Here is a 19,862-nt window from a genome sequence, read left to right on the forward strand (position 1 = left end):
TCAGCTACGCTCACTCCCTCTTGTAGCCCTATGCCTCGTTACAAAACAATCAACTCGAAGCAATAAAACCAATCACTCATCAACCGCGGGTCTCTGACCTTTTTGATTGATGAAGAAGCGATAAGCGGGTGGGCGCAATGCAAATAGAAGAAGCGCGGGAGGCCACGTCGGTTCAGTGATTTAACTATCACGACAGCACTCATGGTGAAGCGAATTTTTTCTATGCCGCCGAGAGCGCTGCAAGGATTTATCGACTCGGTATTTAGACTTGCTCATGTTCCATTAAGTTGTACACATTACACCTGCATCAGTTTTAGAGCCAAGCCGGTTGAGGTCTCATTTAAGACTAAAACAAGAGGAGCAATACAGCACCTAGCTATGGATGCGACTAGCCTTAAGGTTTATTGCGAAGGTGAATGGAAAGTCAGAAACACGGGACGGACGGCAAACGTAAAGTCTGGCGAAAGCTGCATATTGCCGTCGATACAAGCACTCATGAAATTATTGCAGCGAGCTAAGTTTATCGACGGTTACAGATGGAAGAGTACTTCCAAACTTACTGAAATAAACACGCCGAAGCATCCATGAGGTGTCTGGTGATGGCGCTTACGACACGAAAGCATTTCACGCTGCTATTAAGATGAAGTAAGCCGTTGCGCTTATTCCGCCAAGAGAAGAGGCAGCCTTCTCGGTACGTGGCCACCCTCGAAATCTCGCCGTGTCGAGTTAAACAGTTGCTTGGTGGTCGTTAAGTTTAAGAAATTACAATGCACAAGTAGGTGAAACTTACACGATGATATAAACGTTGAACAAGCTCACTGGGTTCGGTATGCCTGAAACTTGTCGTATTGACCAAGAAATACCCGAAACGGGGTGGTTCTATCTTTAAACCTAATCACGTAACAAAGCCCCCTCGGGGTTCTAAGAATTGTTGCTTGTAACGCTCCTAGACTGCGTCCTTTAATGATCCAAAGTGTTTAGTGGTTTGCTGAATTTAGCCACTTAAAATCCATTCGGGTTGTCAATAACGTATAGCCAGCCACCATCGACATACCTCATCACTTCGAGAGCGGTTCCTTTGGGACCACCAACTATCTCCCAATCAGACCTTATGAGAGCCGTATTGCCGTTAATGTGGATAGACACATCATGGGTGAGCATTTCAACGTCACCTTGAAGGTAACTTTTCAATATAGGCTTAATAGCCTTTGGCCCTCTAGCAAGGTTACCCTGATTATCTAGGACGAATATGGCGTCTTCATGGAACAGAGTGCCTAGTCCGTCGATGTCTTGTTTTGAAAAGTATTCCGCGAAAAGTTGGTGCAGTTCTGTTGGCGACTGCGGTTTTTTGTAATCTGTTGATGCGTAAGAATAGAAAGTTATTAAGTTTAAAACGACGAATAGAAGTATCTTCATGGAACCACCTGCTTGTTTGTGTTTTGGGTTGAAGCCATAATAGATAGGGTGGTTACTAAAAGAAATTAGCTACCTAAAAGTAACTAATTACCTTTAGGTAACTATGCAACTGTTACGATGGATAATCTAAGAGGTGGATATGAGTGAACAGGGTAAGCAACCTGAAGGTTACTGCAGCGCTGATAAATATTTGACACTGATTTCTACGAAGTGGACTGCTCACATTGTTTGGTTGCTAGGTCAGAGTAGCGAGATACGTTTTGGACAGATTCAAAAGCAGCTGGCTTTAGTGTCGAGTAAAGTACTTAGTGAGCGGCTGAAGTTGCTTAGCAAGGAAGGTTTCATTTGGCGTAGGCAAGAAGAAACCGTTCCAGTGACGGTATATTACGGTCTGACTAAAAAAGGAAAAGAACTGGCGGATATTGTTGATATTATCGTAAAAAAGTCGGATAGCTGGAATTAGTCTAACGTAATGGTTGTAAAGCTATTCTGTTATCCAACGTCATTACTATGGTGGATTTTTCTGTGTGCATGGTTTAGGCGTTTTTTTCGATATTGAGTGACAAACGCAGTCATAGCTTAAATATCAAATACGTTTAATAGGTTAGTTTTTAATTAGATTTAATCACAAAAATATGTGAGGCTAAATAATGGAAACAAGACCAGTGAATATGCTGGATAATACATTCCGGTCTTGGCATTAGTATTTCATATGTTTTATTTTAGATTTATATTAGGATAAATAATCGTGTTGAAATATCACACTCGAAGCTGAAGCGTGCAATAGAGTGTGATTGTCAGATTTCAACAGAGTATTATTGAGTTAAATCAGCAACAAATGTTTGCTTGTAACTGGCAGTCGTTTGCAGCTCTTTTTTGATCCATTGGTTGAACAAGCTAAAGTCAGAATGTAATTGCCAGAAAAGGGATGCAATAACTCGCTTACCAAAAAAATCAGGGTGGTCTGTAACTACTTTAAGTTTACTATTTTCTACACTTCCCTCTATGAGAAATCCCGGTAAAAAAGCGATGCCTTTTTGAGCCTTACATAGATCGATGATGGTTCCTAAGTCATCCAGTCGCCATAAGTTATACGATGCTATGTTTGACAAGTTAAGCAGCTCTTCACAACCATCCATTAATAGAACTCGTTGTGATGGTGCTTGAGACTTAAAGGTTACCAGGTCTTCATGAGCCACCCACCAACAGTTGACGTGAAATAACTCCTCTATGTTGAAGTCGTAATTTGTCTTGTGATAGGGGTTACCTAAGGCTAAATCTATCTTCCCTTCATTTATATAGTTACCTAACACGAAACTTGGTTTAGTTACGACAAGTAAATCAACGTTAGGGAATGCTTCTGAAAACGCTAATAGTGTTTTCTTTACATTATTATTAAACACTAATGGGTCTATACCTACCCGGTAGACTATTTGGTCAGATATATTCATTTGCTGTGCGATCGTGACTAGATCACGATATTTCGATACCACAGGTAAAGATAACTGGAATAATCGTTTTCCTTTTTCTGTTAGCCAAACTTTAGAGTGTTCCCTATTAAATACATTGAAACCTAAATCGGACTCAAGATTTTGAACAGCCGTGCTAACGGTTGATTGTGACTTGCCAAGCTTGCGAGCAGCAGAGCTAAATGAACCTTCCTCAACTACCGCTATGAACGAAATGATATTTTCGAAATGTAGTTTCATGATTCGACTAACCTTTTGACACAAATAAATTATATTTTTTATGGTTTGTTGATTTGAAGAACAATAGCGTGATGATAATTGTATTTCAACAAGTTTTATAAGGAGTAATAAAACTGGGTAAATTATTTCTTAGATTGGTTCCAAAGCTTATATAAAGTTTAGATAAGTTAGAATATTGACCGATGTCTTACTTTTTTAAGTTTATAAATTTTATTTAATATTGTCTGGTTAGGTTGATTTTATATGTAACTCATTGTTAATTATGGTTTTGTTTTTAATTCCTTTGCTTTTATTGTGTTTATTTTGATCATTTTTCGTCCGGCCTATTGATTAAGTCGATAGGGGTTATTTTCCATAGATTGGTAACGCTAATTATAATGGCGACGAATTTTCAACAGCCCTTATAGGAACACATAATGATTACTAAGCTATACGTCAAAACAAGCATGTTTTTATCACAATTCAAGAACGATGAGCGCGGTGTAACTGCGATTGAATATGGTCTTATTGCAGTAGCAATGGCTGTATTAGTAACTACTGCAGTAGGCGCTGATGGTTTCATTGGTAAGTTAGAAGGTGCTTTTGAAGATGTCGCTACCGCTATTGACACTGCAAGCAGCTAACATCAAGCCTTATTGGCTAATGTAGATCATATCGAAAGATATTTGTGCCAGACCTATGTTTTCCATTGGTCTGGCTCAGTTAATTAGGAACATCAATTAAGACATACTTTACGCTAATCCATATGAATCTAGGTGATATTTCTAATTGTGAGTTTTGACGTGTATTTACTGATTTTGGTAATCGTGTGTGTCTATGTATCGGCTACCGATTTTCTCTATCGAAAGATACAAAATCACACCTTGTTGATATTGCTCTTTTTACAATGTTTTTTGTCACCGTTAGACATTCAAATTATGAGCTTTCTGCTGGTGTTAGGGGGAGGGTTGATTGTTTACGCCCTGATTTGGATTGGAGCCGGTGATATTAAATATGCCGCAGTTCTATCACTTACTATACCTCTCAACGATTTGCTTTGGGCGTTTGTTATGACGGCTTTTGCTGGCGGTTTTTTAGCCGTTATTTATCTTGTAAAGAACAAGCTAACAAGAAAAACGTCGAACGACCAACAAGGTATTCCATATGGGATAGCAATTAGCGTTGGATTCTACTTGGTAATTTTAACTCAAAACACGCCACATATTTAACCCTCCAAGAATGAGAACATTATGAGATCTCGACTGGTATTACTTGTTGCCATTGCTGCCTTAATAGTGGGCGCGCTAGGCGTTGTCGATTTGTTGAAGAGTGAACCTCAACCGACAACGACCGCTGAAGTGGTGGAAGAAAAAAATGAAGAGCATGTTGCCGTTTGGATGACTACGGAACCTTATGAAAAAGGACGTGCGATCGATGCGCAAGGTGTCGTAAAACAACAACTCCCTCTTAGTGAAGCATTAACGCTTGGTATCAGAGAAGACGCACAAATCAGCTTTTCACCCTCCATTTTGCTCAATCGCAGCCTTAACGCAGGTGAAGTTGTACTGCCTGAATATCAAGTGACGCCAGGCCAGCCCGGATACATCGACCTTTTGGTCACAGAAGGCATGACGTTATACCCACTTAAAGTCAGTGACAAAAACCTAATCAACGATTACATCCGTCCTGGAACGTCCATCGATATCCTCACTGTAAGTTCTCCAAACGATAACTTAGCCGGAATTATCGATAAGCCGAAGCGCTTTAGAGGGGTTAAGGCGTCAATGTTTCTTAAAAACGTCAAAGTACTGAACATTGGAAATGATGCAACTGGCGACAGTTCTATTACCGCTCGCGCTCCGAGTAAAGAGGATGGACTGACTACGGTGGTCATCGAAGTTAGTCCCGACGAGTTACCAAAACTTGCACTAGCGCAACGAACAATGCACATCGAAATTTACCGAAGCCAAACCTACACGCAACCGGAGTATGCAGAGGTGCGCAATATTATCGATAACTATACCGGGATTGCTGAGTTACGTGGTAACGAGAACAACCCGAGAGAGGCTTTGTGATGATGATTCACCATCGAATCAAGCAAGTACTGTTTGCTTCCATTCTAGTGCCGCTGATTGGCTTACTTTCTATAACAAACGCTTTTGCCGCCGATCGCTCCATCACGCTCAACGATGGTCAGCACATCCAGTTAAAAAGTCCGATTGGCCAAGTGTTTATTAATAACCCTGACATCGTCGACTACAAAATAATCAACGACAACACGATAGTTGTGTTCGCCAATGCTATTGGGCAATCACGACTGATCGTCTATGGCATTGATGGTGATGTTCTGCTTTCAGACCGCATTATTGTTGATTTGGATTTAACGGATACTAGACGACAACTTAAATTTCATTTCCCTGATGCCAAAGTCAAGATTCAGTCTGTAGGAGAGCAAGTCGCCGTGAGTGGCCTTGTTGATTCCGAAGCGACTCGTGACGATATCTATCGTTTGGTTGCCACTCTGCTTGGACGAGAAAAAACAGAGAAATGGGACAAAACGGTGAAGCTGGAGTTTAAGTCCGACAACTCAAATTATGAAGAGCCTGAAAGCATGGTGTTTGCCCGCAATATGACGTGGGAAGGGATCATCGAACGCATTGAAGTTGCAACGACCCAGCAAGTGAACGTCAAAATATCAGTGGCTCAAGTCACCGAGTCATTTGGACAAACCGTTGGTGTTGATTGGAGTTCAGTCGGTTCAAGTGTTGGCGAATTTGTTTTCGACCAATTCGATGCAGCAAACCTGAGTACGTTAATCACGGCATTAGGTAACGACCAGATTGCTGAAGTTCTGGCTGAGCCTAATTTAACCGTGTTATCCGGTGAGTCTGCAAGTTTCCTTGTAGGAGGCGAAGTGCCCGTTATCGTTACTACCAGTAACAACGTGAATATTTCATTCAAAGAGTTCGGCATCAAACTCGATCTCACCGCGAAAGTGCTTAGCCAAGACAGAATCCGCATGCAATTAGCGCCAGAAGTCAGCGAAGTTGAAGGTTATATAGAAACGGCTGGCATCAAAGTCCCGCAACTGGCTTCACGACGTGCGATGACAACCGTAGAGTTAGCCGATGGCGACAGCTTCGTCCTTGGTGGCTTGATGAGCAGTGCTGATTTAGAAAAAATGCAAAAAATCCCTTTTGTTGGCGACATACCAGTACTCGGTGCCGCCTTCCGCAAAGCAACCACAGAAAGAAAACGAACTGAACTGATCATCGTTGCTACCGTGAATCTTGTTGAACCGATGAAACCGAAAGACATTCAACTGCCTTACATCAAGAAGACTTCTACATTGGCGCGCTGGCTAAACATTAAGTGGGATGGCAAGTCGGTAACGTCTTCCGATGCAACGATTCGTCTGTTGTCGCAAGGAGGGTTTATCCAATGAAGATACTATTAATGGCGTTATTTACCACGTCACTTTTAGGCTGTGCCTCTGAGCAATATTTTGTCGGACACGGTGCTGAAGCCTTGGTGTACAAAGAGCATCACAGCTTTGAGTTTGCGATGAAAAACCGCGCTGAAACGACCAAGCAGATCAACGCTTTGATTCAAGATATTGAGTCAATGGATAAAGAAGCTACCTATGTTGTGGATTACAAATCAACCCGTAGCAAACAGATGTTGCAAAAGATCTTCGATCAATATCCGTCACATGTCATCGCACCACAAAGAGTCTCGTATCGAAGCGCTCCGTTGTTACCGAGCGACTTAAAGATTCAGGTGACCTTAACGCGTTTGAAGACTCAACAATGCGCACCAGCACAGATTCACGTTCGGTTGAGGCAGCCAGACTGCTTTGCTGAATCGATGCGCTTGAAGCAAGTGGCTTACAAGTCTCGATTGGTAGGAGAGCAATAATGTTTGACCTGACTAAAGCATTAACAACAAAGGCTAAGCCAGTGCAAACCGGAACGACAGGGGTTGCCGGATGTACTTTGTTCTATCAGTCTCAAGAGTGTTTAGATCTTGTTCAAGAAGTCTTTCGATTTGAAGGGTGGAATGATCCTGCATGCGTTAAAGCCAAAGCGGGTTTGACCAAACTGACAGAGCAACAGAGTAGCCATATCGTTATTCTGGAACTGAATGAATCGACCAATGTGGTTGAAGACGCTAAAGCCTTTGCCAGCAAACTACCCACACACAAAGGCGTGGTGGTGATTGGTAAAGAGGATGCCATTTCTACGCTTCGTTCTCTTAAAGACATGGGTTTTTACTACGTGTTCTGGCCGGTGAATAAGCAGGAATTTGCTGACTTCTTAAATCACGTTAGCAAGAACCTGAAGACGTTCTCTGGTGTGAGTCAGAAACGTAAAGCGAAGCGCGTGGCGATTGTCGGTTCAAAAGGTGGCGTTGGCGCATCGTTTATCACTACTGAGTTGAGCTCAATATTATCGACGCAAGGCTCGGACACGATTCTTGTCGATCATCAATATGCCGATACCAACATTGATGTCTTGCTTGGCTTAAAGGATTTTAAGCCGAGAACCATCGATGAGTTCACCGCACCATTGCACGAAATGGATGAAGAAGGGGCGTTGAGTTACCTAATCAACGCTCGCAAAAATTTACGACTGTTGGCGATTGATGGCGACATGAGCCAAAGCGATGTTCTTAATTACAACCAGACCTTGTGCGAGTTGTTAGCGCGCAACACCAATTTCATTATCGAAGACTTTTCTGGTGGTGTGGATTTCAAAGTTGAACCGCAACTCTTGGTAGAAAACTTTGATGTGGTTGTGTTGGTGTTAGACGCATCTGTGTCTTCAGTAAGAAGTGCAAAACGACTGTATGAAAAAGTCTCCAACTTACAGCTTTCGTTATCGTCGCGTACGCGCGTGATTACCGTGGTGAACTACCACCGCCCGGAAAATGCCTACGTCTTACAAAAGCCTGATCTTATTAAGTATCTAGGCGCAGAAGTTGACCTCGAAGTTGACTACTGCAAAGCGCTGGCGCACATCATTATCGATGGAAAACGCGGGCATAAGCATGACCGTCATATTAGTCGTTCTATGGAACAGTTGGTGAAGCTGATTAATGGTCAACCTATGGATCAGAAGGGCATGAACTCTTGGTTGAAAAAGGTGCGTGCTAAATGAGTTCTAACAAAGACTTATACCTCACGTTTCGTGGCCAGATATTTGAAGCCCTAGATGCAGAAGCGGTTCAGAAAATGAGCCGAAGAGACCTTGAATCCCAAATACAAGCAGCGGTTGATTTGCTAGCAAATAGCTACCAAAGACCAATCACTTCGATGATGAAGTCAGGGTTAGTGAAAAGCCTAATCGATGAGCTGTTTGGTTTAGGGCCTTTACAGCCTTTGGTCGAAGATCAGTCCATTTCCGACATCATGGTGAACGGGCCCAACAACATCTTTTTCGAACGACATGGCAAGGTGAAAAAGTCCGAAGTATCGTTTGTGAATGAAGAGCAGTTGTTAGCCATTGCTAAGCGCATTGCGTCACGTGTCGGAAGGCGTGTGGATGAACTTTCTCCGACGGTCGACGCCAGGTTAGAAGACGGCAGCCGAGTGAACATCGTGATTCCTCCCATTTCGTTGGATGGCACATCGATCTCGATTCGTAAGTTCAGAGAGCAAAACATCGGTTTTGAAGATTTGATTGGCTTTGGGTCGATGTCTCCAGATATGGCGCGAGTGCTGATGATTGCTTCTCGTTGCCGCATCAATGTGTTGATTTCTGGCGGTACAGGCTCAGGCAAAACGACATTACTTAACGCGCTATCTCAATACATTGCCGAAGATGAACGTATCGTTACGATTGAAGATGCGGCCGAACTGCGTCTGCAACAACCCAACTTGGTTCGACTGGAAACGCGAACCTCAAGTGTTGAGCAAACCGGAGCGGTAACGCAGCGTGAATTGGTTATTAACGCGCTTCGTATGCGTCCAGACCGCATTATTCTTGGCGAGTGTCGTGGCTCTGAAGCGTTCGAAATGCTGCAAGCCATGAACACTGGACACGATGGTTCGATGTCTACGTTGCACGCCAACACGCCACGCGATGCGATTGCCCGTGTTGAATCGATGGTGATGATGGCGAACTTAAATCAGCCTCTGGATGCGATTAGAAGAACGATCGTGAGTGCCGTTCAAATGATTGTTCAGGTCAACAGGTTGCGCGATGGGTCTCGCAAGATCACAAGCATCTCGGAAATCGTCGGCCTAGAAGGCGACAGCGTAGTGATGGAAGAGATTTATCGTTTTCGTTATGACGACGCCCACTACGGCGAAACCGTTAAAGGCGAATTTGTTACCGACGGCATTATGCAACGATCTGAGCTTGTGAAAAAAGCGCAATTCTTCGGGCTCTATGAAGAGCTGAAAGCATCATTTAAGGGGGCCTAGCATGCTTTGGCTTTCGTTAATCCTCTTTGCGTTTGTGCTGCTTTTGATCCGAGATTCAAAGGTAAAAAAGGTTAATCAGTTTTTCAATATTGAAGAAGTAGAAGCTGAAAACTTCAATGCCATTAACGTCAAGTCATTGGTTCGTAAGCAAAACTGGCAAAAGTTCAAAGAGTCCGTATCACCCACCTTGATGGTGTTAGGCCCACGTTCTTCTCTTTACATTGCGCTCTATATTACGGGCAGCATCATCGCATCTTGGTACATCGTTGTTGAATTGCTATCAATCACCAATACGTGGTTAGTGCTGGGCTCATCTATGGTATTTACCCTATGTGGTTATCGGTTCCTAGTGACAAGAAGACGTCGCGAATTTGAGAATACGTTCCCAGATGCGCTGAATATTCTAATGAGTGCGGTCACTGCGGGTGACAGCTTAATGCAAGCCATCAGTTATGTAGGCGATGTGATGCACAACCCGATAGGTCGCGAATTTAAGCTAATGGGCGACCGACTTAAGTTGGGTGAGTCACCAGAGGTGGTGCTTCAACGATCGTGCAAAAACTACCCCTACCCAGAGTTTCTATTCTTTACCGTGACTATCAGGGCGAATATTGCTCGAGGTGGGCAACTTAAGGGCGTGATGGCGCGGCTGATTAGAGTGCTAGTGGACTCTCGAACGCTAGAGAAAAAGAAAATGGCGATGACTTCGGAGGCTCGAATTTCCGCCAAAATAGTTGCGGCTATTCCTCTGATTTTTATGCTTATTCTTAACTACGTTAATCCCGATAATGTGGAGTTTGTTCTCTACGATCCAGAAGGAAGGCTTGTATTGTTTTACGTGCTTGGTAGTGAACTGTTCGGTCTATTTCTTGTTTGGTTGTTAGTGAGAGGAGTACGCGCATGATGTTATTGGCTTCCCTCATTGTGTTGTTTTTTTCGCTACTCTTTTTGATTATCGATTCTATTCGTAAAGAGCAACGACATAAGAAGGTTGCGCTCTATATCGGGGATAATTCGGCTCGCGCACCTTCACGCGTAAATCGCTTTTTTGTTCGTTTTGGTAAAGAACATCGCCATGAACTCGAGCAAAAAATGATAGAGGCGGGTTATTACAACACGGATTGGGCAAAATTCTATTTTCCAGCAAAGTTGTTGGTATTAGCGTTGGTTTCTGGGTTGGTGCTGTTAGGGGATATGACGTCAACCAACAAACTGCTCGTGGTTATTTTCTCGCTGATTGGCGTCATTGTCGTCCCAGATACAATGCTTCAAATGCGCCGCAAGATGTTGATCAGTCGAACCTCAGCTCAATTGCCGTATTTGCTCGACATGATGTCGGTATGTGTTCAAACCGGTATGACGATTGAAGCGGCGCTGGTTTATTTGGGGAAAGAGCTGGCTGAATTTGATTCAGATCTTTGTTACCAAATTAAACGCACATCTGATTCTGCAAAAATACACGGTTTAGAAAAGGCGCTCAATGATCTGAGTGAGCGTATCCCGACGCCACCAGTACGAAGTTTTGTACTGACCATCATTCAAAACCTGCAATACGGCACATCCGTGGCGAGTGTGTTAAGTGACCTCGCGGAAGACATGCGAAAAGTCCAAATTCTTACGGTCGAGGAAAAGGTAGGTAAGCTCTCTGCGAAGATGAGTGTCCCATTGATCCTTTTCATCATGTTCCCGATCGTTATCTTGATTCTCGCGCCGAGCATCATGCAAATGACATTGAATATATAGGGAGACGACGAGTGATTGGAAAACGTTTTTGTCTCATTTTGTTGTCGATGAGCGTGTTAGCGGGCTGTCAATCGGCCCCGTCACCACAAGACCTGCAGCTTGCCGACGTCACTAGTATGGAAAAAGTGAAGAACTATGACGGCTTGATTCGTTATTACAAATCTGAGCTAGAGCAGGGCTCCGAAGACCCAGAGGTAAAAGAGAAACTGGCATGGGCATATTTTCATAAAGGGGATATCGAGTCGGCAGATTTCTATGTCCAACATTTGCAAAAAGAGGGGTTTGAAAATCCCAACTTGTACCAGTTAGAAGGGCAAGTATTTGATGCAAAAAATGACGTTGAAAGTGCCATTACCGCTTATCTAGCTTCTATCGAGGTGGGAAATACAACGGGTCAAATTCACGTCTTGCTCGGCGTGTCGTACACCAAGGTTGGAAGATTTAATGAAGCTTACCAAGAACTGAATCGAGCCCGTTTACGCGGTTATGACGATGTCGTGGTTAAGAACAACATTGCGATGATTCAAATGGCTAATGGCGAGTATCAACAGGCGATCGAAACGTTAGCTCCGGTTTTAAAAGAAGACCCGTCGAATAAGATCGTAAAAGCGAACCTAGCTATCGCACTAATGAAAACTCAGCAAATCGACTCAGCCAAGAAGTTACTCAAAGGTGACTTCTCAGCAGAAGAGATCCAGAGCATCGCCGCTGAATTAACTCATCTAGGAGTTAATGATGAAGCTTCTTAATAAGCAGAAGGGCGTGACGGCGATTGAGTTTGTGTTGGGTGCGCTTGTTCTGTTTTTCGCCACCTTTGCGATCTTCGAATCGAGTTACCAAATCTACGTTGTGAACATGACCGAGTATTCGCTGAGAGAAACCATCAGGAATACCAAAATATATGAAGGTAAAGGGATCAACGAGCAGTACGAAACTAAGTTCAAATCGTTAATCGAAGATGATGACAATCTATGGAGTTTCTTAATTGATAGCTCAAGGTTCTCTATCGCAGGTCAGTACTTCAAAACCTATGATGATTTCATCGCGAATAGGGGACACTCTGATCAAGGGTTGAACTTCAATTACAACTTAGCCGAGATCACCGTGACCTACCGCTACACCCCAGTCATTAAACTGGCTGGTGCTGCGGATAGGGATATTTCAAGCACTATGGTTTTGAACCTAGAACACGAGGGGTGGAAAGATGATGCTCCGTAAGCAACGTGTGCTTTCTAAAAGACACCAACAAGGCTCGTATACGATTGAGTTAGTTTTCATTCTAGTGGCCTTGTGGGGCGTTTACCTGTTTGGCGCAGACTTGAGCTATCAATTACTCGCGCGCGCCAAGCTCGATCGATCCAGCTTTGCTTTAGTCAATGTGATCAAAGAGCGTACTCGTTATTTTGAAGCCGATGTATTGGCAGGACAAAACCTACCTGTAACTAATTCAGAGTTAGAAGACATGGCTAAAGTGGCAAGTCGAATGCTCAATACACCAGTCGATAATGTAGCGATCAAGATAGAGTCATTGACCAATAAAGTTAATGTCGCTGAATTCTCAACCAGCAAGTACAGAAGCTTAAATTGCCAAACCGATTCGATTATCGAGCATGCAGATTTAGCGCCGGTAGAAAAGGGCGTTGTGTATCCACTGTACAGAATCAGTCTTTGTGAGGAGCAAAGTTCTTGGTTCAAGCCCTTCTTCAACAGTGGCGCCAGTACCACGGTTCAGATTGGCTCTTCTTCAATAATGCCTGGGAGATAAGGAAATGAAAATGCAGCACGATCGCCATATCAATCGCCAGCATCTCAGTCTCCAAAGACAGCAAGGGGTTGCCGCGGTTTGGATGGGCTTATTGCTTGTTCCAATCATGGGCATGACTTTTTGGGCGGTTGAGGGCACACGTTATGTACAAGAGACCAGCCGACTCAGAGATTCAGCAGAGGCTGCGGCGATAGCGGTAACCATTGAAGACCAACCGGATCAGGCTCGTGGGCTCGCGACCAAGTATGTCGAAAATTATGTTCGGGACATCAAATCAACCAATTTATCAGCAGACCGGTTCCACCAAGCGGAAGATGAGGGGGCTGGGGTTCTTGAATACATCCAATACACCGTGAATGCCAAGACGACGCACGACTCTTGGTTTGCGAGTAGCTTTATCCCTTCGTTTGATCAGCAGCAAGACTTAGCGGGACGTTCGTTAGCGAGAAAGTACCCGGTTTACCTTGGTGATAACAACATCGATATTGTGTTTGTGTCTGACTTTTCCGGTTCAATGAACGACAGGTGGGGTTCAAGTCGACACATAAAAATCGACGATCTAAAGACAGCCATCGACGCAATATCCAGCAAAATTCTTTGCACATCGATTAAACAGGACTATGTCGATGGTGAGTGGAAATACGTTTGTGATGAGCCTGGAGAAGATACAACTGGAGACAAGTTGCTTAACCGAGTTGGCTTTGTGCCTTTTAACGTTCGAACGAGGGAGATCGTTTCGGGAAATCAAGCTCGGGCGACAAGCCAGTTGAGCTACAAAGATAACTATAAAACGAACGTATCACCTTATTCCTACAACGATGTTAACTGGGATTACTGGCGCACCTATTCACAAAATGATGTGATTAGATGTGCTGACCGGCAGTCACGTTGCTCATATCCAAAATCGGAGAATCAAAAGTACGCCAAACGTATTAAGGATGTGATTTATCAAGATAACTACTTGGTTGCAGACGTATACAACTATGTAGATTTATCGACATCAGTGTCGACGATGTTTACTGATAAGTCGGGGTTACAGCCTGATTTTTATAGTGTGAGTGGAGCAAATTTATTTAACGCGCATGGTTCTTCCAATTCATCGCAGTTTTCGAACATTCGCCTATCGAACAAGCTCTCAGATTTAGACCCGATTAACTCTATGTGGGCAGACGGTGGCACTGCGGCTTTTCAAGGTATTTTGAGAGGTTCTCAGGTGCTTCATGACGGTGACCCGAACAGTTCCGATCAAGAAGAGCAGCAAATCTACAACAAGAAAATTAAGATGTTGCTGATCTTAAGCGATGGGCAGGAGAGTCCGAATAACGGCATCCTCAAAGGGTTAGTCGACAGAGGCATGTGTGACAAAGCAAGAGAGGAAATACCGGGCTTATACATAGGTGTTATTGGTATCGATTTTCGAGCATCTCAACAAAGTGGTTTTCAAGACTGCGTTGTCGATCCAAATGAAGACATCATCGATGTATCTAACCTAGATGAATTGATTGAAAAGATAGAAGAACTCATCCGTAAAGGCTCAAAAACAAGCGGAATAACTAAGTTGTACTAGAGGAAAATATGAAAAAGTTAATGATCGGTTCAATCGTCATATCGACATTGCAATTTAGCCTTATCGCCAATGCGGAAGAAGGCATCAGTGTTTATTGCGATACTGCGTTCAGTGAGTATCAACACAGTGTCACGGTTGATGATGTCGTTGGCATTGCACAGCACAGACAGGGCTTTTTACAAATAGAGCAGGCGTCTGACAGCAGTGAGCTAAAACAAGCGTTAGCAGGTCAATCCAATCTAGGTATGAACCAGTCAGGATGTAAGACTTGGATCAGTAACCAAGAGCGTCACGGGTTGTTGGCACGACTTCATTTTGGTTTTGACCAACACAACTTATCGCCGATGGGCAGCAAAGCACTGAGCCAACTTGCAGGCGAGCTAAAGGCTAACGGCAGTGCGATTACGGTGGATGGACACACTGACAGCACCGGCGCAGAAGGTTACAACCAAGCATTGGGTCTACAAAGAGCACTGACGACGTCGGATGGTTTAATCGCGGATGGTGTAGAGAAGAATCGCCTTGTTATACGCTCATTTGGTGAAAGTAAACCTATTGCGTCCAACGCAACGGCAGAAGGTAGAGCCAAGAATAGACGCTCAGAAATTTGGGCCTCTGCGAACGATGCCGCTAAAGTAGAAAATTAAGATTTAGGGTTTGGTTGTTGCTTGGTTCTTACTTAGTGCTTGGTTGTTGCTTAGTACTAGGTAATAACCCGCCCTAGATTGTCGCTCTTGGGATTTTTGTTACAACGTATACTAATGAATATTCGATTAAGTTTAACTGTCTGATACTAAAGAAATATTAATGCTTTTTGATAAGTTCTCTTCTGAAGGGATGCAAAAAAATATCGATGTCGATACTTGGGTATCTATATTGGATAACATACGAGACATAATGGACGCATCGAATGCGGGCATCATCATGATCTCTGATTTGAGTTGCTCTGGTTCTGAGAGTGTGTGGAGCTCCTCAAACATATCGTGTAACCAACATAAGAGCAAAATTAGCCTCTTTTGTGAGTATGTGCATAACGAAAATCGCACGGTCTATTTGAGTGGTCATGCTGGTGGTGATTCCGTTTCTGCGAATGGGGCGGATGCTTATAAGTCGTTTTGTGGCGTCCCGGTAAGAGATATCGATGGCGAAGTGTTTGCGGTGCTCTTGGTTTTTGATTTAAGCCCAACAGCGTATACCGAGAGCCAAGTTAGCTTGATTGAAAATATATCGACTCTATTGCGTTCTGAAATTCTATTAAAAGAAGAGAGCCGGATTTTATACAAGAATAGTCACTTTGATATTATGACGACGCTGCTTAATCGAAGGGGCTTTTTCCACGAATTCAATAAAGCAAACATCAGCGATGGTGAGATCGTTTGTTTGTATTTCGACTTGGATAATTTGAAGTACATCAATGATACCTATGGCCACTTCAAAGGTGATGACTATATCTCTGGCTTTGCGTCATGCATAAAAAACAATTCAAAGTACAACATTATATCGGCTAGGGTCGGTGGTGATGAGTTCATTGTCGTCATACACTCAGAAGAGGCTGGTTATGCTTCTGAGTTGGTCAATAACATTCACGCTGAATTCGATGATTTCATTGAAGGCTTTCGTTGCGATGATGAGGTGCCACTCGGTTTTTCATATGGTTGTGGTACGGCGGATTCCCGAAGTTTCAACATCATAAATCTAATAAAGTCTTCCGATGAAAACATGTACCTCAATAAGAAGAACAAGATTTAGATGTTCGTGACAGGCGTAAAAAAGCCCACTAGTGTGGGCTTAGATGTAGATGTAGATGTAGATGTAGATGTAGATGTGGGTGTAGTAGTCTTCTCAACTAAGCTCGAATGATCATTTGCTCGCGCTCAGGACCTACCGATACCATCACAATTGGTACACCCATCAGCTCTTCGATACGTGTAACGTAATCTTGTGCTGCTTGAGGAAGGCTCTCAAACGTACGGCAACCCGTGATGTCTTCATCCCAGCCAGCCATATCTTCATATACAGGTTTTAGCTCAGCCGTTTGTGGCCAAATCGGGTTTTCAGTGTGTTCACCAGAGTAAGCGGTACAGATCTTAAGTTCAGACAAACCAGACAGGCAATCAATCTTAGTCAGTGCGATTTCCGTTGCAGCTTGCAGGTCAACACCGTTGCGAGTTGCTACTGCATCAAAGTAACCCATATCACGTGGGCGACCCGTAGTTGCACCATATTCGTTAGAGCTTTCGCGGAAGCTGTCTTGCTCTTCCATAGCAGTTACTAGCGTGCCAGTACCAACAGACGAACTGAACGATTTAGCAACGGCAATAACACGCTCAGGGCGAAGAGCGGGTAAACCGCTACCAATGCCTGCATAAGCTGCGGTTACATTCGAAGACGTTGTCCAAGGGTATTCACCGTAGACAAGGTCACGACCTGCACCTAGCTGAGCTTCAAACAATAGGTTCGCGTCTTGTGATTGCAGTGCTTTTAGCGGCTCAGTTACGTTGCAGATGAACGGGCGCCACGCTTTAGTCACTTCAAGTAACCACTCTGTCATTTCAGAAGCTGTCTGAGTGAAATCACATTGAGGGTATAGAGCCTTCAGTTGAGGCATCTTCCAATCAAGCAGGAATTGAATGCGTTGCTCTAAAATCTCAGGCTGATTCAGCCAACCCACAAGAATGCCTTTCTTCATTACACGATCGCCGTACGCTGGCGCAATACCTTGACGTGTTGAACCGTAAGCGCTATCGCCCAAACGCTCTTCTTCAAGCGTATCTTCAAGGGCGTGTAAAGGAAGGCACAGTGTCGCACGATCTGAGATCGCCATTTTCACTTTGATGCCAGCCTCTTGAACTTCTGCAATCTCTTGAGTTAGCGCAGCAGGGCTGATCACCATGCCTGGGCCCAGAACCGCTGTACAATCAGGATTAAAAATACCACTAGGTAGTTGGTGCAGTTTGAATGTACCGAAGTCATTTACTACGGTATGGCCTGCATTGTTTCCGCCTTGAAAACGAATGCTAGCAGAAGCTTGGTCTGCTAAAAAATCGACGATGCGGCCTTTGCCTTCATCACCCCAGTTTGCGCCCACAACAACGATAGATGGCATAATTTTTCTCCTAACTGATTGAGAAATCATGTTAGGCCTACAAAGTGGATAAGAGAAATTAATTATCTTTATTATCTTGATAAGGATTTCATATATCCTTAAAGTCTTAACCTACAAGCGAGACTCCTTATCATGTTCGTTCCTCACTGTAGGGAATGACGGGGTGGGGTGTAAATCGTAGTAGAGAGTGACGCGATTGCAGTTCCTTACGACTGGAAGTGACGAACCTAACGTCGACTCGATTTCGTGGCGTCATTCCAGAACCGAGGAACGAGGTATCAGGAATCTCAAACCACAAGTGAGATTCCCTATCATGTTCGTTCCTCACTGTAGGGAATGACGATGGGGCATTCTTTACTTTAGGGAATGATGTAAGTAACACGAGAGAGGGGATATGATGCTCGATATTAATTTGTTGAAGACGTTTGTGACGCTTGCGGAGTACAAGCATTTCGGGAAAGCGGCCAATGCACTGCATATGACACAACCCAATGTGAGTTTGCACCTAAAACAATTAGAACAACAAACACGCATAAAGTTGATAGAGAGAAGTCCATTTCAATTGACTCAAGCGGGTGAGCGGCTATTGGAAACTAGCCAAAGAACGCTACTCGAACTGCAGATTTGTCAGGCCGATCTCAATGCGATTAACGACCTTAAAATAGGGACGTTAACTATTGCCGTAAGTGACATCATTTCCCGATTCTTGTTGATTCGCCCGTTTCAGAAGTTCAAAGCGCAGTATCCGGGTATCGATCTCACGTTGCTGAATACCACGTCATCTCAAGCATCGAGCCTAGTTAAGAATGCTCAGGCGGATATTGGTTTTGTTATAGCTAAAGAACAGCACAACGAGTCACTGTATTTTACTAAGCTTCAAGAGCTTTCATGGTGTGCGTTAGGCGATGGGTTTGATATCCAAGACTCTGACGAAGAACTCACCTTGATTCTACTTGGCCACGATACGAGAACCCGTGACTTCATTGATGAAGGTTTACCAAGTTTGAACCTACCTAGTTATAGGGTGATGGAAGTAGGGAGCGTAGACGCTCAAATCGATTGGGCGGAAGCGGGATTTGGTGTGGCGATTGTTCCTGAATTTGCGGTATCCACCAAGCAGCATCTGCATTCGAAAGTGACACCGTTGATCAACTTTTCTAGCACCAGTCTTGGTTATATTGTTCGGCAGAACCAAGTGTTGTCGAAAGCCACCAAGCAGTTGTTAGGTTGGGTGAATGATGAGATTACTCTGTTGCAAAACCAATAACTCCTTCTGATGTTAGTAGCCCACTTCGTGTGGGCTTTTTTGTGTCTGCAAAGCGCAGCTGTTTCTCCACCTAATAGGCAGTCGAGCTAATTAGATCGCCCTATAAATTATTACTCTCCCAAATCAGAGCTTTAAAATTCATCGTTGACAATGTTTGATAATCAAACTAAATTCCATTTATTGATTTGATTATCAAACTACTTGTGAGTCAAAGCACTTTCTTGAGCAAGATTAATCTGTAACTACTCCTAACATTGAACACACTAGCTAAGGACGCCATTTTGAGTTTTCCAACACGTCATCAACACAACTTTTTTTCACATAACAGCCAAGGTGAGAAACGCACATTCTATGTTCTGTTATTGACCGTCATCACCATGATTGTCGAGATCGTTGCCGGTACTATTTACGGCTCTATGGCGTTACTTGCCGATGGTTGGCACATGGGGACGCACGCTGCAGCGTTTGGTATCACCTTATTTGCATACCGTTATGCGAAGAAGCATGCCGAGAGCGAACGTTTCTCTTTCGGTACTGGCAAAGTTAGTGTGCTAGGGGGCTACACCAGCGCGATTGCATTGGGTATTGTGGCATTATTAATGCTGGTGGAATCAGTGCATCGTTTATTTAACCCACAAGCGATTCAGTTTAATGAAGCGATCATCGTTGCTTGTATTGGTTTAACCGTGAATGTAGTGAGTATGTTTTTACTCGGCGATCACCATCATGATCACGGACACGAGCATGGCCATGATCATAGTAAGAACCATGGCCATTCGCACGGTCATTCACATAGTCATGATCACGACAGCGACCATGGTCATAAACATGTTGAGCATCACGGACACCATCATGATCACAACCTACGTCATAATCTGGCGAT

General features: G+C 43.7%; 21 protein-coding genes and 1 pseudogene. 19 read left to right on the forward strand and 3 right to left on the reverse strand.

From position 1 onward, the window contains the following. The first annotated feature begins 78 nt into the window (after positions 1 to 78). A pseudogene (locus AACT19_RS07110) lies at positions 79 to 802 on the forward strand (IS5 family transposase). A gap of 200 nt (positions 803 to 1,002) precedes the next feature. Here AACT19_RS07110 and AACT19_RS07115 read toward each other — a convergent pair. Beyond that, positions 1,003 to 1,416: a YybH family protein gene (locus AACT19_RS07115; RefSeq protein ID WP_076645868.1), complete on the reverse strand. Its 414-nt coding sequence runs from the start codon at positions 1,414 to 1,416 to the stop codon at positions 1,003 to 1,005. A 139-nt stretch (positions 1,417 to 1,555) separates the two neighbouring features. Here AACT19_RS07115 and AACT19_RS07120 point away from each other — a divergent pair, with 139 nt between their 5' ends. Then, positions 1,556 to 1,879, forward strand: coding sequence for a winged helix-turn-helix transcriptional regulator (locus AACT19_RS07120; protein ID WP_004733958.1), 324 nt, complete (start codon positions 1,556 to 1,558; stop codon positions 1,877 to 1,879). Between the two features lie 352 nt (positions 1,880 to 2,231). Here the strand turns inward: AACT19_RS07120 and AACT19_RS07125 are convergent, their stop codons facing one another. Continuing rightward, entirely contained in the window at positions 2,232 to 3,125 is an 894-nt protein-coding gene (locus AACT19_RS07125; protein ID WP_004733957.1) for a LysR family transcriptional regulator, read from the reverse strand. Positions 3,126 to 3,541: 416 nt separating this feature from the next. Between AACT19_RS07125 and AACT19_RS07130 the strand changes: the two genes are divergently transcribed. The 15 genes from AACT19_RS07130 to AACT19_RS07200 all read left to right on the forward strand — a co-directional run bounded on the left by AACT19_RS07130 (position 3,542) and on the right by AACT19_RS07200 (position 16,355). Continuing rightward, positions 3,542 to 3,748, forward strand: a complete 207-nt coding sequence (locus AACT19_RS07130) for a Flp family type IVb pilin (RefSeq protein ID WP_017080668.1) — start codon at positions 3,542 to 3,544, stop codon at positions 3,746 to 3,748. Positions 3,749 to 3,907: 159 nt separating this feature from the next. Further along, entirely contained in the window at positions 3,908 to 4,333 is a 426-nt protein-coding gene (locus AACT19_RS07135; protein ID WP_076645879.1) for an A24 family peptidase, read from the forward strand. A gap of 21 nt (positions 4,334 to 4,354) precedes the next feature. Next, a complete protein-coding gene (gene cpaB, locus AACT19_RS07140; RefSeq protein WP_076645869.1) occupies positions 4,355 to 5,179 on the forward strand; it encodes a Flp pilus assembly protein CpaB in 825 nt (274 codons plus the stop codon). Continuing rightward, positions 5,179 to 6,549 carry a type II and III secretion system protein family protein gene (locus AACT19_RS07145; RefSeq protein ID WP_076645870.1) on the forward strand — a complete coding sequence of 457 codons (1,371 nt, stop codon included), beginning with the start codon at positions 5,179 to 5,181 and terminating at the stop codon, positions 6,547 to 6,549. The genes cpaB and AACT19_RS07145 overlap by 1 nt, the downstream gene beginning before the upstream one ends. Then, positions 6,546 to 7,022, forward strand: a complete 477-nt coding sequence (locus AACT19_RS07150) for a hypothetical protein (protein WP_076645871.1) — start codon at positions 6,546 to 6,548, stop codon at positions 7,020 to 7,022. Before AACT19_RS07145 ends, AACT19_RS07150 begins: the two co-directional genes overlap by 4 nt. Then, complete coding sequence (locus AACT19_RS07155; RefSeq protein WP_076645872.1) at positions 7,022 to 8,263, forward strand: AAA family ATPase; 1,242 nt, start codon at positions 7,022 to 7,024, stop codon at positions 8,261 to 8,263. Before AACT19_RS07150 ends, AACT19_RS07155 begins: the two co-directional genes overlap by 1 nt. Next, the gene (locus AACT19_RS07160) at positions 8,260 to 9,531 is read left to right on the forward strand and encodes a CpaF family protein (protein WP_017093488.1); all 1,272 of its coding nucleotides are present in this window, start codon (positions 8,260 to 8,262) and stop codon (positions 9,529 to 9,531) included. Before AACT19_RS07155 ends, AACT19_RS07160 begins: the two co-directional genes overlap by 4 nt. Before the next feature lies 1 nt (position 9,532). Next, positions 9,533 to 10,435, forward strand: coding sequence for a type II secretion system F family protein (locus AACT19_RS07165; protein WP_017078040.1), 903 nt, complete (start codon positions 9,533 to 9,535; stop codon positions 10,433 to 10,435). Further along, positions 10,432 to 11,274 (forward strand): type II secretion system F family protein, encoded by an 843-nt coding sequence (locus tag AACT19_RS07170; protein WP_004733948.1) that lies wholly within the window; start codon positions 10,432 to 10,434, stop codon positions 11,272 to 11,274. The genes AACT19_RS07165 and AACT19_RS07170 overlap by 4 nt, the downstream gene beginning before the upstream one ends. 47 nt (positions 11,275 to 11,321) lie before the next feature. Continuing rightward, positions 11,322 to 12,023, forward strand: coding sequence for a tetratricopeptide repeat protein (locus tag AACT19_RS07175; protein ID WP_017093490.1), 702 nt, complete (start codon positions 11,322 to 11,324; stop codon positions 12,021 to 12,023). Continuing rightward, positions 12,010 to 12,492 (forward strand): TadE/TadG family type IV pilus assembly protein, encoded by a 483-nt coding sequence (locus tag AACT19_RS07180; RefSeq protein ID WP_017087824.1) that lies wholly within the window; start codon positions 12,010 to 12,012, stop codon positions 12,490 to 12,492. Before AACT19_RS07175 ends, AACT19_RS07180 begins: the two co-directional genes overlap by 14 nt. Then, positions 12,482 to 13,039 carry a tight adherence pilus pseudopilin TadF gene (gene tadF / locus AACT19_RS07185; RefSeq protein ID WP_017093491.1) on the forward strand — a complete coding sequence of 186 codons (558 nt, stop codon included), beginning with the start codon at positions 12,482 to 12,484 and terminating at the stop codon, positions 13,037 to 13,039. Before AACT19_RS07180 ends, tadF begins: the two co-directional genes overlap by 11 nt. Before the next feature lie 10 nt (positions 13,040 to 13,049). Beyond that, entirely contained in the window at positions 13,050 to 14,606 is a 1,557-nt protein-coding gene (locus AACT19_RS07190) for a TadE/TadG family type IV pilus assembly protein (RefSeq protein ID WP_106408118.1), read from the forward strand. An 8-nt stretch (positions 14,607 to 14,614) separates the two neighbouring features. Next, positions 14,615 to 15,253 carry an OmpA family protein gene (locus AACT19_RS07195; RefSeq protein WP_076645874.1) on the forward strand — a complete coding sequence of 213 codons (639 nt, stop codon included), beginning with the start codon at positions 14,615 to 14,617 and terminating at the stop codon, positions 15,251 to 15,253. A gap of 160 nt (positions 15,254 to 15,413) precedes the next feature. Then, positions 15,414 to 16,355, forward strand: a complete 942-nt coding sequence (locus AACT19_RS07200; RefSeq protein ID WP_017083544.1) for a sensor domain-containing diguanylate cyclase — start codon at positions 15,414 to 15,416, stop codon at positions 16,353 to 16,355. 97 nt (positions 16,356 to 16,452) lie between these two features. Here AACT19_RS07200 and AACT19_RS07205 read toward each other — a convergent pair whose 3' ends face one another. Then, positions 16,453 to 17,712: an adenylosuccinate synthase gene (locus tag AACT19_RS07205; RefSeq protein ID WP_076645875.1), complete on the reverse strand. Its 1,260-nt coding sequence runs from the start codon at positions 17,710 to 17,712 to the stop codon at positions 16,453 to 16,455. Positions 17,713 to 18,106: 394 nt separating this feature from the next. Between AACT19_RS07205 and AACT19_RS07210 the strand changes: the two genes are divergently transcribed. After that, positions 18,107 to 18,979, forward strand: a complete 873-nt coding sequence (locus tag AACT19_RS07210; RefSeq protein WP_076645876.1) for a LysR family transcriptional regulator — start codon at positions 18,107 to 18,109, stop codon at positions 18,977 to 18,979. A gap of 281 nt (positions 18,980 to 19,260) precedes the next feature. After that, a partial coding sequence (locus tag AACT19_RS07215; RefSeq protein WP_131825220.1) for a cation diffusion facilitator family transporter occupies positions 19,261 to 19,862 on the forward strand: 602 nt, incomplete at its 3' end.

Source organism: Vibrio sp. 10N.222.47.A9 (genome assembly GCF_963872585.1).
Classification (GTDB): Bacteria; Pseudomonadota; Gammaproteobacteria; order Enterobacterales; family Vibrionaceae; genus Vibrio; species Vibrio splendidus.